We start from the raw sequence: 13,584 nt of genomic DNA, 5'->3' as shown, positions 1-13,584 counted from the left end.
CGATGATTCTTCATTCGAAGGAAGGTCATCGGCTTGCTCTTTAATTTTTTGGTTTTGGCAATACCCCAGAAGGAGAGACACCATAAAGTTTTTTAAAAGACTTGCTAAAGTGATAAGCATCCTGATAGCCCACAGCAGAGGCGACTTCTTTGATCGTGAGGTTTTCATTTTTTAACATGTCTTTGGCACGCTTTAAGCGAATCTCAATCAAGTAGTTGATGGGACTGACACCCGTCGCCTCTTTAAAAATCTTTGAAAGGTACGTCGGGCTGAGAAATTGATCCTGTGCGAGCTTCTCTAACGTGATTTCTTCTTTGTAATGATTTTCCAAGTAATAGACCGTATAGTTGACGATCTGTTGTTGTCGTCGTTGGCTTTTGGAAAGGTAAGGCACGACATTGATATGGTCTTCATTTAGTCCACGTAAAATGTAGACGAGCATCTCCATCAAAACAGCCTTTTGCATCAATTGAAACTCATCCCGCTCTTCACTGCTTTCTCTCACCAACTGCCAGGCTTTTTCCAAAACTTGATGATGGTATTTGCCTAGCTCCAACAAGGGGTGTTTGTTAGGGAAAAAATTCCGTTTAAACCCTTCCAAAGAAATATTTTTTAAACCAATATGCAGCTGATGGGAGCGAGTGCCCTTAGGCTGCAATTCGCAGTGATCGACGCCAGGATTGAAAAGCATGACGCTGCCAGCACGGATTTTTTTCGCTGGTTCTTTTTCAAAATAATAGGTACTTTCTCCTTCTAATAAGACGCTGATTTCTAAAAAGTCATGATGGTGCATTTCTCCATGACTTTCTGATTGCGTCCATGGGTCAAAGAGATAGATGATTTCTGGATTAAACGTGCGAGGGTTAACTAAATTCATGGCTGATTCACTCCAATTGGGTGCTTATTTCCTGTAAAAAAAGGGAATGGTGCTTCTTACTAATATTTTACATCAAAATGAGTAAGAAAAACCATTCAAATCGCTTTTCAAAACGCTAAGCTTAACAACGAGAGGGGGAATTAGATGAGTAATACACAATGGATCTGGCGCTATGCCAAAAAGAACCGGGGAAAAATCATATTGGCAGTCCTGTTTTTAGTGATCAATGCAGCGCTGATCATTGTTAATCCGTACTTGGGAGGAATGGTGATCGATGATGTCATCAATCAGCAAAAAACGCACTTATTGATTCCATTATTGTTGATCATGATCGCAACGACCGTCATTCGTACCATTGTCCGCTACAGTTATCAAATTTTATTTGAACGGGTCGGGCAAAATACGCTATACGATTTACGGGAAGATTTGTATCAGAAGCTGCAAGAATTGGATTTCGACTTTTTCAATCATACTCGTGTGGGAGATATTATGGCACGGATGACTGGTGATACCGATGCCATTCGCCACTTTGTTTCTTGGGTGACCTACAATATCGCTGAATGTATCTTGTGGTTCTTTTCAGCGGTGGTGGTTATGAGCTTTATTGATTGGAAATTGATGTTGGCGCTGGTGGCTGTCACACCGATCATATTTCTGTTGACCAATCGCATGTCTAAGAAAGCACACCCGTTGTTTTTTGACATTCGTGAGAGCTTTTCGCGCTTGAATTCAATGGTGGAAGAAAATATCGGCGGCAATCGGGTCGTAAAAGCCTTCGCTCGTGAAAATTTTGAGATTGAAAAATTTCGCTCCTACAACGAAGATTTTAAGACCCGCAACATGGCATCTGCCAAAGTTTCCCGTACCTATCTGCCATGGCTTGACGGCTTAGCAGGAAGCTTGTCAGTCATTGCCTTAGTCTTAGGCGGAATTTTCGTAATCAATGGGGACATGACCTTAGGAGATCTTGTTGCGTTTAATGGCTATCTTTGGATGTTGAATAATCCTATGCGCATGAGTGGTTGGTTGATCAACGATGTTCAGCGATTTTCTGCAGCCTGTATCAAAATTCGGCAAATGTTGGCGCAAGAATCGAAAATTCCTGTTCATCAACAAGAAAAATTAGAGCCAATCAAAGGATTTGTAGAGTTTAAAGATGTTTCCTTCCACTTTTCGGATGATCCGAATCAAAATGTGTTGGAAAACATCAACTTCAAAATTGGCCCTGGCCAAACGTTAGGGATCTTAGGGGAAACCGGTTCAGGGAAAACGACGTTAGTGAATTTAGTTGGACGCTTTTATGATCCGACTGAAGGGGAAGTATTGATTGATGGAAAAAACGCCAAAGAGTATCCCGTGCGTCAAATGCGGGAAAACATTTCAATGGTGATGCAAGATGTCTTCTTGTTTTCCAATACCATCTCCGACAACATTGCTTTTGGAAATCCTTTAGCTGATGAAGGCTTTATTCGGCAAATGGCGGTAGTCGCTGATGCAGATACCTTTATTTCTCGGATGCCTCAAGGCTATGAAACGATCGTGGGCGAGCGAGGTGTAGGGCTTTCTGGCGGACAAAAACAACGGATCTCCCTAGCACGGGCCTTAGCCAAAGATCCATCGATCTTGATTTTGGATGATACGACGTCTGCCGTCGATATGGAGACAGAATCGAAGATCCAACAGGAGCTGACAAAATTAACAGGAGAGAAAACGACGTTTATCATTGCGCATCGGATCTCCTCTGTTCGAGAAGCCGATCAGATTCTGATGATGGAAAAAGGACGAGTCGTTGAACAAGGGACCCATGAAGAACTTGTCAGTCTGCGGGGCAAATACTACGAAGTGTATCAAAAACAATTAGGCTTGTCAGGAGGTGAAGACGATGGCGAGAAATAAATTTGATGTGGATGAGGAATTAGACCAGGAATTTAGTTGGAAGGATTTCAAACGCTTGTCACAATATGTCGTTCCTTATAAAAGAAGTATTGCGAAAGTCCTATTTACGATCATTCTGGCAAACTTAGCAGGAATGCTGGCGCCCGTGTTCACAAAGATCGCGATCGATTCATCGATTCCTGAGAAAAATGTCAACCAATTGCTGCTTCTAGGAGCTGCCTTTCTAGTGACCTTGATCGTTATCGGCGTCTGCATGCGTTACCGTATCTACCATATCACGAATATTGGTCAAGACGTATTGAAGGATATGCGCTTTGATATTTTTGAACATCTGCAGCGACTGCCTTTTTCTTATTTTGATACAAGGCCCCACGGCAAGATCTTGATTCGCATCGTAAACTATATCAATACACTGAGTGACCTATTGAGCAACGGCCTGATCAATTTGATCTCGGATGTTTTCAACGTCATCATCACCTTGATCTTTATGTTTGCGATCGACTTCAAATTGACCTTGTATTCCCTTGCGTTGCTGCCAATTTTGTTCATCATGGTGATGGTGATCAAGAATAACCAGCGCAAAGCCTATCAGGTGTTGAGTAATAAACAATCCAATCTAAATGCTTACATTCATGAAAGTATTGCTGGTATCAAGATTACTCAATCCTTTGCGCGAGAAGAAGAAAATGCTGAGATCTTCCAAGAAGTCAGCAATGATTACCGAACTTCATGGATGAAAGCTGTCAAAATTCAGTTTCTGATGTGGCCAGGGGTGCAAAACATTTCAGTCATTACGACTTGTTTGATTTATTTTGTCGGCATTCGTCAGATCGGTGTCGATGTCAGCACAGGTACTCTGATCGCTTTTATCAGTTATATCAATAATTTCTGGAATCCAGTCATCAATATCGGGAATTTTTATAATTCTTTGATTACAGCAACAGCCTATCTTGAACGAATTTTTGAAACGATGGATGAAGTCCCAGATATCGAAGACAAACCAGATGCAAACGTATTGCCAACGATGAAAGGGACCGTTGATTTTGAACACGTGACCTTCCGATACGAAGAAGGCAAAAACATTCTTTCTGATGTTAACTTCCACATTGAACCTGGGGAAAGTATTGCTTTGGTTGGTCCTACTGGTGCAGGGAAGACCACGATCATCAACTTGCTGAGCCGCTTTTATGATGTCAATGAAGGCAGTGTTAAAGTGGATGGGATGGACGTTCGTGACGTGACGCTGGAATCGCTGCGCTCACAAATGGGTGTCATGCTGCAAGATACCTTTATTTTCTCAGGAACGATCATAGAGAATATTCGCTATGGAAAATTAGATGCGACAGAAGAAGAGATCATCGAAGCAGCGAAGATCGTCCGTGCCCACGACTTTATCACGGAGTTGAAAGATGGCTATCAAACCGTCGTCGAAGAACGAGGAAGTACTTTATCTGCAGGGCAACGCCAACTGATTTCCTTTGCCCGAGCGTTGTTGGCTGATCCAAAAATTTTGATCTTAGATGAAGCGACCTCAAGTATCGATACGAAGACAGAAGAATTGCTGCAAGAAGGATTGTTGAAGCTGTTAGAAGGCAGAACCTCATTTATCATCGCTCACCGACTGTCCACGATCAAAAATTCTGATCGAATCTTTTACGTGGCAGGGGGGACAATCGCTGAATCGGGTAACCATGATCAGCTAATGGCACAAAAAGGCTTGTATCACCATTTGTATCAATCACAATACGACTTATTGCAAGCGATCTAAAAGAATCCCCACAAACGATAGAAACGCATCGTTTGTGGGGATTTCTTTGTGTCCTTCAAGCTCAATCGTTAAGGTCAACGATTCTGGTTCCATGAACTTCTTTTACACCTAGTGTATCGGCAACTTCTTGGGCATTTTCAAAGGAAATGCCACCGCCAGGTAAAATCGTTAAACGCTCACCAGCATAGGCGATCAATTCTTTCAGACGATCGAAATTTGCTTCGATTGGAGTGCCTGCAGCACCACCATGGGTCAAAATCCGCTGTACCCCATGCTCAGCTAACCAATCGATCGCCTTGAATTGGCGCGCTACAGGAATCGCGTCGAATGCCATGTGAAAAGTAACCTGCAAGCCTTCTGCGGTTTCTAACAGTAGCTCCAATGCTTCTTCGTCCAACCAGCCGCTAGGAGTTAAGCAACCTAGAACAACGCCGTCTGTTCCTAATTTTTTTGCTTCGATCAAGTCGGTATGCATGATTTTCAATTCTGTATCATTGTAAACAAAATCCCCGCCCCGAGGTCGAATGATCGTCATAACGGGTATTCCTTTTTCGCCAGCATATTGCAGAACTTCTTCTTGCACGCCGGTACTTGGTGTTGTTCCGCCGACTGCTAAATTATCACAGAGTTCGATGCGCTTTGCACCTCGGGCGATTGCTAAGGGAATATTGGTATAGTTTTCTGCACAAAATTCTTTTAACATGATTTACCTCCATTTGATGGGTGTTCAATTGATTTGTTATTCTATCCACTAGCATTCTACCACAAGAATATGCTAAAGTAGAGCAGAGATGAGGGAAGTTGAATGTTAAAAAAAATCGATCGCGGGCGCCTATTTTTAAACGCCCATTATCACTTGTTTGAATGTCCATTGTGCCGCCAAGCATTTTTCCCGACCGAAAATGGCTTGGTTTGTCCAAATCGTCATCGATTTGACTTATCAAAGAAAGGCACACTTTTCTTTTTGGATCATCAAGTCAAAGCAGATTATGATCAAGCACTGTTTTTGCCGCGTCAACGAATGATCGCTAGCGGCATGTATGCACCAGTCCTTGAGACCATCAAAGCAGCTTTGGGAGATGCTAAGCATCTTTTAGATGTTGGCTGCGGGGAAGGCAGTTTTCTGGCTCAGCTGGTCAATGAAAAGACTCAGGCGGCTGTCGGCTTTGATATTGCCAAGGACGGAGTCTATCTAGCAACCAATCAAAACGTACCAGCTTTTTGGTGTGTGGCGGATCTGACCAACCTGCCGTTTGCTGAAGCGAGCTTTGATACGATTTTCAATCTATTTTCGCCGTCAAATTATGGGGAGTTTAACCGCATTCTAAGAAAAGGCGGACAGCTGATCAAAGTGGTTCCTGCGGCGGACTATTTAAAAGAGCTACGAGCCGCTTTTTATCCTGATAACGAAACAAAACAGCAGTATTCGAATGAACGGGTCGTTAGCAAATTTTTTGAACACTATCCCAACGCATCCCGTCAAAGAGTGACGCATGTTTTTGCGATCCCTGAAGAAAATCGTCAAGATTTACTTGCCATGTCCCCGTTAGAGTGGGGGGCTTCGGAGGAACGCAAAGAAAAGCTGCGACAAACCCCTTTGACACAGATTACGGTTGATGTTGAGGTGTTGATTGCGAAAATTTCCTGAAAATATTTTGAACTTTTTTGTTATTTACTCTTGCAATCATGCCATGGGAGTGATATATTGTTCTCAAGTCATTTTTCATTGGTTTTTATCAGGTTCCTGTTCTGATAAAAGTTAGTGAAAAGAGCTTCACTAACGTAACGACTCGCAGTGATCGACACCGAGTTGGTACGTTTTTTTTATGCCCAAAAAAGCGCCCAAAAAATGTTGCTTCTAGAAAAACAAGCGTGCCAAAATATGGTACTATAGAAGTTATTGAAGTAGTTACTGAGCATGCAATGGAAAACGTAACGTTTAACGACACAAATCAATGCGAGAACCGATCGGCAGTAACCGATCGAAAGGAGTTTTTATCTATGAATCACATCGTTCTTTTTGAACCTCAGATCCCAGCCAATACGGGGAATATTGCACGGACGTGTGCAGCAACAAATACTCATTTACACTTAATCGAGCCTTTAGGCTTTTCAACGGATGACAAGCAATTGAAGCGTGCTGGGCTTGATTATTGGCATGATGTCAATATTACCTATCATAAAGATTTAGCTGCTTTTATGGACTTTTTAGGAGCGCGTCCGTTGTACCTGATCTCGAAATTTGCCAATCGTGTGTATTCTGATGTCGATTACACCGCAGATGACGATCAGTTCTTCATTTTTGGGAAAGAAACGACGGGGCTTCCAGAAAGCTTTATGCGAGAGCATGCCGAAAAATGCTTGCGGATTCCGATGAATGATGAGCACGTTCGTTCCCTTAATCTTTCAAATACGGCGGCCTTGATCATTTATGAAGTTTTGCGGCAGCAAGGCTTCCCAGAGTTGGAATTGACGCATCATTACGAGAACGACAAATTAGACTAAGAAGCGAGGCTTTTTCGATGCAATTATACTTTACCCGTCACGGAAAAACAGAGTGGAACCAAGCACGCCGCTTTCAAGGAATGCTGGGGGATTCGCCGTTATTGCCAGAAAGTTATGACGAGATCAAATTACTCGGTGATTATCTGGCAGCTATTCCTTTTGAGAAGATTTACTCAAGTACATCTTTGCGAGCAAAAGTGACTGCCCAAGAGATCCAAGCAAGACTCCAACACCCTGTTGAAATCATTTATAATGAGAACCTGCGAGAAATCGGACTCGGTGAATTGGAAGGTCGGTCCATCGATGAAATGCATGAGAAGTATCCCCAACAACTGAATGATTTGCGTAATCACTTGGATAGATACGATCCCAGTGCCTTTAAAGGTGAGCCGATCCAAGAAACATTGAGCCGAATCGAGACCGTCGTCATGGATGCGGTGATGCAGCATGAAGGCCCATTATTGTTCGTCGGTCATGGAGCATCCTTTACGGCTGCTATACAGTGGCTTGCAGGCAAACCATTAGCCGAATTAAGAGAGCAAGGTGGATTAGTCAATAACAGCGTTAGCTTATTAGAGACGAATGAACAAAAAGTATTGCCTTTTAAACTAAAACTTTGGAATGAAGCAAGCTTTTTAAGCAATCAGGCAGGATTAGACGCTTTATTGTAAACCATGAAAGGAGCGGCACCATGATTCCAGAAAGAACGTTTTTTGTCGGCCATGTTGCCGCCATCTTTTTCCAGAATCCCAGCAATTTTTATAAAGTACTATTAGTTAAAGTCACTGAGAATAATGCCGACTACAAAGACTCGGAGATCGTCGTTACTGGTAGTTTCGGCGAAATCCAAGAAGAGGAAAAGTATCGGTTTTTTGGTGAGCTGGTCAATCATCCCAAGTATGGCGTCCAGTTGAAGGCCGAAAGCTACCAACAAGAACAACCAACCTCTGAACAAGGGTTGATCGCCTATCTTTCTGGAGAAAAATTTCCTGGGATCGGCAAGAAGACCGCTGAAAAAATCGTTGATCTTTTAGGAGAAGAAGCGATCGACCGGATGCTGGAAGAACCAACATTGTTGGAGCAGATTCCAGGATTGAATGAAAGTAAGCAAAAAATGATTTTAGATACCGTTCGGCAAAACCATGGGATGGATCAAGTGATCGTTGGCTTGAGCCGTTATGGTTTTGGTAGTCAGCTTTCTTTTGCAATCTACCAAGCCTACAAAAATGAAGCATTAGCAATTATCGAAGAAAATCCTTATCAGCTGGTGGAAGACATTGAAGGCATTGGCTTTAAACGTGCAGATGGCATCGCTGAGCAACTAGGGATCGAAGCATCGTCACCGCAACGGTTTCGAGCGGCGGTCTTGCATCAGATCTTTGCCCAGTCCTTGCAGACGGGTAATACCTTTATCCACGCCCAGGACTTGTTAGAGCAGACACTGCGTTTATTAGAGACGAGTCGACCTATTGAGATCGCGCCAGACGACCTGGCATCAACGATCATTCAATTAGTGGAAGAAGGAAAAATCCAGCAAGAAGAAACTCGTTTATATGAAAACAGTTTGTACTTTTCTGAGTGGGGAATCGCTAGTTCCATCGAACGCTTGCTTTCTCGCAAAAAAGAGATCGTGTATCCTGAGAAAACAATCAGCAAAACGCTGCGAAAAATTGAGAAGCATTTAGGAATCACCTATGGGTCTTCGCAAGAAGAAGCAATCAAAGAAGCCATTCGTTCGCCATTGTTTATTTTGACAGGAGGACCTGGTACTGGGAAAACGACGGTGATCAATGGGATCGTACAATTGTTTGCTGAGTTGAACGATTTGGACTTAGAGCCATCAAAATACAGCGACGAAACCTTTCCGATTCTCTTGGCAGCACCGACTGGTCGAGCCGCCAAACGAATGAACGAAACGACTGGCTTGCCAAGTGGTACGATCCATCGTTTGTTAGGCTTGAACGGACGTGAAAAAGCGCCATCGATCAGTCCAAAAGAATTAGAAGGCGGCTTACTGATCGTCGATGAGATGTCTATGGTGGATACATGGCTGGCGAATACCCTCTTTAAGTCGATTCCTACGAACATGCAAGTGATTTTTGTGGGGGATAAAGATCAGCTTCCTTCTGTGGGGCCAGGACAAGTTCTTCATGACTTGCTAGCGATCGATGCGATCCCGAAACAAGAATTGACGGAGATCTACCGCCAAGGCGATGGGTCAAGTATTATTCCACTCGCCCATGCCATAAAAAACGGGCAGCTGCCTGCAGATTTTACACAAAACCAAAAAGATCGTTCTTTCTTTGCGTGTGATGCTTACAAAATCGAACCGTTGATCGCTCAGATCGTGAAACGGGCAAAAGACAAAGGCTACACGCCGCAAGATATTCAAGTGTTGGCACCGATGTATCGTGGGGCAGCCGGGATCGATGCCCTTAATAAAATGATGCAAGAGATCTTTAACCCCAATGATGGGACCAAAAAAGAGGTGACCTTCAATGATACGGTGTATCGTATCGGAGATAAGGTCTTGCAGTTGGTAAACTCTCCTGAAGATAACGTGTTTAATGGCGATATGGGCCAAATCGTTGGGATCACTCTAGCCAAACAGTCGGAAGACAAGGTCGACGAGCTGGTCATTCAATTTGATGCCAACGAAGTGACCTATAAGCGGAATGAATGGAACAAGATCACGTTATCCTACTGTTGTTCGATCCATAAATCTCAAGGCAGTGAATTTCAAATGGTTATTTTGCCGATGGTTCATCAATACCAACGCATGCTGCAGCGCAATTTGCTATATACTGCTGTGACCCGTAGCAAAGAGATGCTGATTTTACTTGGTGAACCACAAGCGTACCAAACTTGTGTCAACCACGAATCTGCGACTCGTTTAACGACGCTGAAAGAACGCATCAATGGCACAGAAAAAATGACGCCGTTACAACGAGCAAAATTGGCCCAATTTGAAGAAGCGGATGATCCATTTTATGAGGATTCCTCTGTTGACACGAAAGTAAAAACGTCTTCGACGAAGATAAAGGAGCAATCCAGCACTGAAGTTAGTGCTAACAAGCAAGCGGTAGAAAAGACCTCAGATAGTGGGCTTGATTTGTTTGCTTTTGCCGAGACGGAACCGTCAGCATCAAATCAGACAGAAATGGCAAAGCCTCTTTCAGGGGATAAGGTTCTAAGTGAAGGGACTACGGGGGAAGAAGCACTCATCGAAGAAACGCCAAACGATGGTGTATTGACCTTAACGATGGTCAAAAAGCATTTAGTGGATCCAATGATTGGCATGAAGGATTGTTCTCCATACGACTTTATGCCCGCAAAAAATGGTTGATTCAAAGATGAGAAAATACTAAAAAAGGGTCGTTAGTGAGCGCTTTCTTTTGGTTTTTTAGCTTCTTATGCTAAGCTAAAATCAAAAGGAGGCGTTACGTTATGGCGAAAGAAACCGAAGATAAATTAGCAAAATTAGCAAAAGAATCTGGCAACGACTTTAAAAAATTAGATGAGATGGAAAAAGAATTCAAATTGGATGAAAGTCCTGAGTCAGAACGAGGCGATCGGGAAGAATCAGGGTTAGAAAAAACGTTAGATAAGGCGCCGATTTTTCCGCCTAACACACCGAATAACCCAACGAATCCTGGCAGTCCTGGAAATCCATAGCTTGTCCACAAAAATACTATGACAGTCGGATAATCGAGTAGAAAACAAAAAGCCTGAAGAATGCAGCTTCGCATTCTTCAGGCTTTTTTGCAATCGATGAGGTTTACTTTAAATGCTGATAATAATAGATCGCTAATTGCGTGCGATCCCGCAACTCCAGCTTTTCTAGTAATTGACTGATGTAATTACGAATGGTTCCATCACTCAAATACAAGGCATCAGCGATTTCTTTATTATTTTTACCCGCTGCTACTTCTTTGATGATCGCAAGTTCACGTTCGCTAAAAGATGCTTGATTATCTATCGCTGGTTGGTTCTTCATCATTTGCGTGAAGGTCTCGACGATCTCATTCCCAAACACGACTTGCCCATTGTATGCGGCTTTGACAGAAGGGATGATCGCTTGCAGGTTCTGTTTGATCAAATATCCTTTGACACCGATAGAAAAGGCTTCACGAATGTATTCTTGATCTTTGAAGGTGGTCAAAAGCAAGAGGATCGCTTGGGGAAATTTAGCCAGTATTTCTTTGGCAGCAGCGATCCCAGTTTGTTCCGGCATACGGATGTCGGTCAACAAAACGTCAGGACGATGGGCTTCGTAAAGAGCAATGGCGTCTTTGGCACAATGACCGATATCCAATACCTGAATCTCTTCTGTGCTTTCAAGAATGGTTTGTAACGAGGTCGTCACGAACGGGTCATCATCAATAATGACTACAGTAATCATTGGTGTTCCTCCTTTGGTAAAATGATCGTCAACTGAAAGCGTTGGTTTTCTTGCAAAATATGAACTTGACCTTGTAGCTCCTGGACCCGTTGACGCATCGTTTTTAGACCGATTCCGCTGTTTGCAGTTTGGGGTGAATTGACGTCCTCGTTGGTGATCTGCAAACGGTAAAAGGCGGGCAACGTGCGAAAATGCACGACAACGGTTTTGGCATGACTGTGTTTGATGCTGTTGGTCAAGGCTTCTTTGATGACCATTAAGAAACAGTTTTGCTGTGCTTCGCTCAATCCTTCAAACAAGTTTCCTTCAATCGTTACGGAAGAGGGGAAATCAGCAATCAGAAACTCTATGGCCTGCGGAAAAGAAATCGAGGTTTCATGGAGATCATGAACGCTTTGCCGAATGCGATCCATCCCAGTGTGAACCGTTGCACTCAAATTTGCTAACGGCACATTTAATTTCGGCTCTTGATTGATCATTTCAAGCGCACCAATTTGTAAAATGGCACTCGAAAGTAGATGGCCGACATTGTCATGGATATCTCGCGCGATTCGATTTCGTTCTTCCGCGATTTGTAAGGCTAATTTTGTCTCTTGTGACAGGGCTAATGCTTTGTTTTGTTCCGATAACTGCTGCTGCTTTTCCCAATGGGTATCTTTTGAAGCAATATATTTTTTCTCAAGATCGATCATTCGCTGCTCTTTTTTTCGTAAATAAAATGCGAAAAGCAGTAGCAGGATGATAAAGGCGAGCTCAGTGGGTGAATGGTTGCCAACCGTCGAAATCAACAAAAAACCTAATAGGAATAAACCATCATCTTGTCTTTCTTTTGGAGCGATCACCCGCATCATTGCGGGCAAAAAGAGGGCAAGCGCTGGCCAAAAGGCACATAGCAGCAACAGAATAACTTGAAAAAACCAGCTTGGTTTCTTAGGCAGCAAATAACTGACGCCAGTAAATAAAACAGCGATCAGCAGATAGATGACTTGCACAGCAACAAATCCTTGGTTTACCAATAAGAACAATGAGATAGCGAGGAAAAAGCCCGCTTCGGTGAGTGGTCGATAGTTCGTCATAGGAGACTCCTTCATTGTGACAAATGTCATGGTTGGTTTAGCCAATCGTCACTAGTTTCTTTCCTTGAACTTTATTATAGTCAGATTAACAAGAAATTTGGAAGGAGTTTTTCATCATGATTATCGAAATTGATAAATTAGTAAAACGCTATGGTGATTTTGTGGCATTGAACCATTTTGATCTGCAAGTTCAAGAAGGAGAAGTTTTAGGATTATTGGGACCAAACGGGAGCGGAAAATCCACCGCCATCAACTGTATGCTCTCTTTGTTAAATTATGACAAAGGGATCATTAAACTGTTTGGATCAATCATGACGCCGGAAAATTATGCCGTCAAGGCAATGATTGGCGTCGTTCCTCAAGATGTTGCCGTCTTTGAAGAACTTAGTGTGCAAGAAAATATCGATTACTTTTGCGGTTTATATGTTGCTGACAAACAGAAACGCCAAGCCTTGATCGAAGAAGTGATTCAATTAGTGGGATTGGAAAATTTTGTGACGTTTCACCCAGGCGAGCTCAGCGGTGGGTTGAAGCGACGATTGAATATCGCCTGCGGGATCGCTCATAAGCCGCGCTTGATCTTTTTAGATGAACCCACGGTAGCGGTCGATCCTCAAAGTCGGAACAAAATTTTAGAAAGTATCAAAGAACTGAATCGTCAAGGAGCGACGATTGTTTATACGACCCATTACATGGAAGAGGTGGAGATTCTTTGTGACCAGATCGTGATTATGGATCAAGGACAGGTGATTGCTAAAGGAACCAAAGAATCTCTAAAAGATATGGTACGGACAGCGGATCGTTTGACCATCGATATCCCCTTACTGCCTGAGCCTGTATTGACAACGATTCAGCAAACCATTGCTTCTGATGGGATCGCCTATAAAAACGGTCAGCTTGAAGTAACAACGACGGAGCTGAATACAGTTTTATTACCGATTCTGACGCTCTTACAAGCAGAGCATATCACTTATGGAAAAATTGCAACCAAAGAAGCCACCTTGAATGATGTCTTTTTAGAGATCACGGGCAAGGAATTGAGAGACTAAAGGAGGGAATC

Annotated in this window: 12 protein-coding genes; 8 read left to right on the top strand and 4 right to left on the bottom strand. The window is 43.0% G+C overall.

What is annotated here, in order from left to right:
• Window positions 1–40 precede the first annotated feature (40 nt).
• Window positions 41–877 carry an AraC family transcriptional regulator gene (locus IGK61_RS10530; RefSeq protein WP_010749431.1) on the bottom strand — a complete coding sequence of 279 codons (837 nt, stop codon included), beginning with the start codon at window positions 875–877 and terminating at the stop codon, window positions 41–43.
• A 144-nt stretch (window positions 878–1,021) separates the two neighbouring features.
• Between IGK61_RS10530 and IGK61_RS10525 the strand changes: the two genes are divergently transcribed.
• Complete coding sequence (locus tag IGK61_RS10525) at window positions 1,022–2,773, top strand: ABC transporter ATP-binding protein (RefSeq protein ID WP_060792245.1); 1,752 nt, start codon at window positions 1,022–1,024, stop codon at window positions 2,771–2,773.
• On the top strand, window positions 2,760–4,541 hold the full coding sequence (locus IGK61_RS10520) for an ABC transporter ATP-binding protein (RefSeq protein WP_060792246.1): 1,782 nt from the start codon (window positions 2,760–2,762) through the stop codon (window positions 4,539–4,541). Before IGK61_RS10525 ends, IGK61_RS10520 begins: the two co-directional genes overlap by 14 nt.
• A gap of 61 nt (window positions 4,542–4,602) precedes the next feature.
• Here IGK61_RS10520 and IGK61_RS10515 read toward each other — a convergent pair whose 3' ends face one another.
• A complete protein-coding gene (locus IGK61_RS10515) occupies window positions 4,603–5,244 on the bottom strand; it encodes a copper homeostasis protein CutC (RefSeq protein WP_005229722.1) in 642 nt (213 codons plus the stop codon).
• A gap of 102 nt (window positions 5,245–5,346) precedes the next feature.
• Between IGK61_RS10515 and IGK61_RS10510 the strand changes: the two genes are divergently transcribed.
• The 5 genes from IGK61_RS10510 to IGK61_RS10490 all read left to right on the top strand — a co-directional run bounded on the left by IGK61_RS10510 (window position 5,347) and on the right by IGK61_RS10490 (window position 10,721).
• Entirely contained in the window at window positions 5,347–6,189 is an 843-nt protein-coding gene (locus tag IGK61_RS10510; RefSeq protein ID WP_005229724.1) for a methyltransferase domain-containing protein, read from the top strand.
• Between the two features lie 353 nt (window positions 6,190–6,542).
• Complete coding sequence (trmL, locus tag IGK61_RS10505) at window positions 6,543–7,046, top strand: tRNA (uridine(34)/cytosine(34)/5-carboxymethylaminomethyluridine(34)-2'-O)-methyltransferase TrmL (RefSeq protein WP_005229727.1); 504 nt, start codon at window positions 6,543–6,545, stop codon at window positions 7,044–7,046.
• 17 nt (window positions 7,047–7,063) lie between these two features.
• On the top strand, window positions 7,064–7,717 hold the full coding sequence (locus tag IGK61_RS10500; RefSeq protein ID WP_074535163.1) for a histidine phosphatase family protein: 654 nt from the start codon (window positions 7,064–7,066) through the stop codon (window positions 7,715–7,717).
• A 20-nt stretch (window positions 7,718–7,737) separates the two neighbouring features.
• Window positions 7,738–10,392: an SF1B family DNA helicase RecD2 gene (recD2, locus tag IGK61_RS10495; RefSeq protein WP_074535164.1), complete on the top strand. Its 2,655-nt coding sequence runs from the start codon at window positions 7,738–7,740 to the stop codon at window positions 10,390–10,392.
• A gap of 101 nt (window positions 10,393–10,493) precedes the next feature.
• Complete coding sequence (locus IGK61_RS10490; protein ID WP_005229738.1) at window positions 10,494–10,721, top strand: hypothetical protein; 228 nt, start codon at window positions 10,494–10,496, stop codon at window positions 10,719–10,721.
• Window positions 10,722–10,824: 103 nt separating this feature from the next.
• Here the strand turns inward: IGK61_RS10490 and IGK61_RS10485 are convergent, their stop codons facing one another.
• Together IGK61_RS10485 and IGK61_RS10480 are read right to left on the bottom strand one after the other, a co-directional pair.
• On the bottom strand, window positions 10,825–11,448 hold the full coding sequence (locus IGK61_RS10485) for a response regulator transcription factor (RefSeq protein WP_060792249.1): 624 nt from the start codon (window positions 11,446–11,448) through the stop codon (window positions 10,825–10,827).
• Window positions 11,445–12,554, bottom strand: a complete 1,110-nt coding sequence (locus IGK61_RS10480; RefSeq protein ID WP_370447897.1) for a sensor histidine kinase — start codon at window positions 12,552–12,554, stop codon at window positions 11,445–11,447. Before IGK61_RS10480 ends, IGK61_RS10485 begins: the two co-directional genes overlap by 4 nt.
• An 86-nt stretch (window positions 12,555–12,640) precedes the next feature.
• On the opposite strand from IGK61_RS10480, the gene IGK61_RS10475 reads away from it, so the two are divergent.
• Window positions 12,641–13,573: an ABC transporter ATP-binding protein gene (locus IGK61_RS10475; RefSeq protein WP_060792250.1), complete on the top strand. Its 933-nt coding sequence runs from the start codon at window positions 12,641–12,643 to the stop codon at window positions 13,571–13,573.
• The last annotated feature ends 11 nt before the right edge of the window (window positions 13,574–13,584 follow it).

Source organism: Enterococcus sp. AZ063 (assembly GCF_051715045.1).
GTDB lineage: Bacteria > Bacillota > Bacilli > Lactobacillales > Enterococcaceae > Enterococcus_D > Enterococcus_D casseliflavus.
This window is presented reverse-complemented; position numbering and strand designations above follow the sequence as displayed.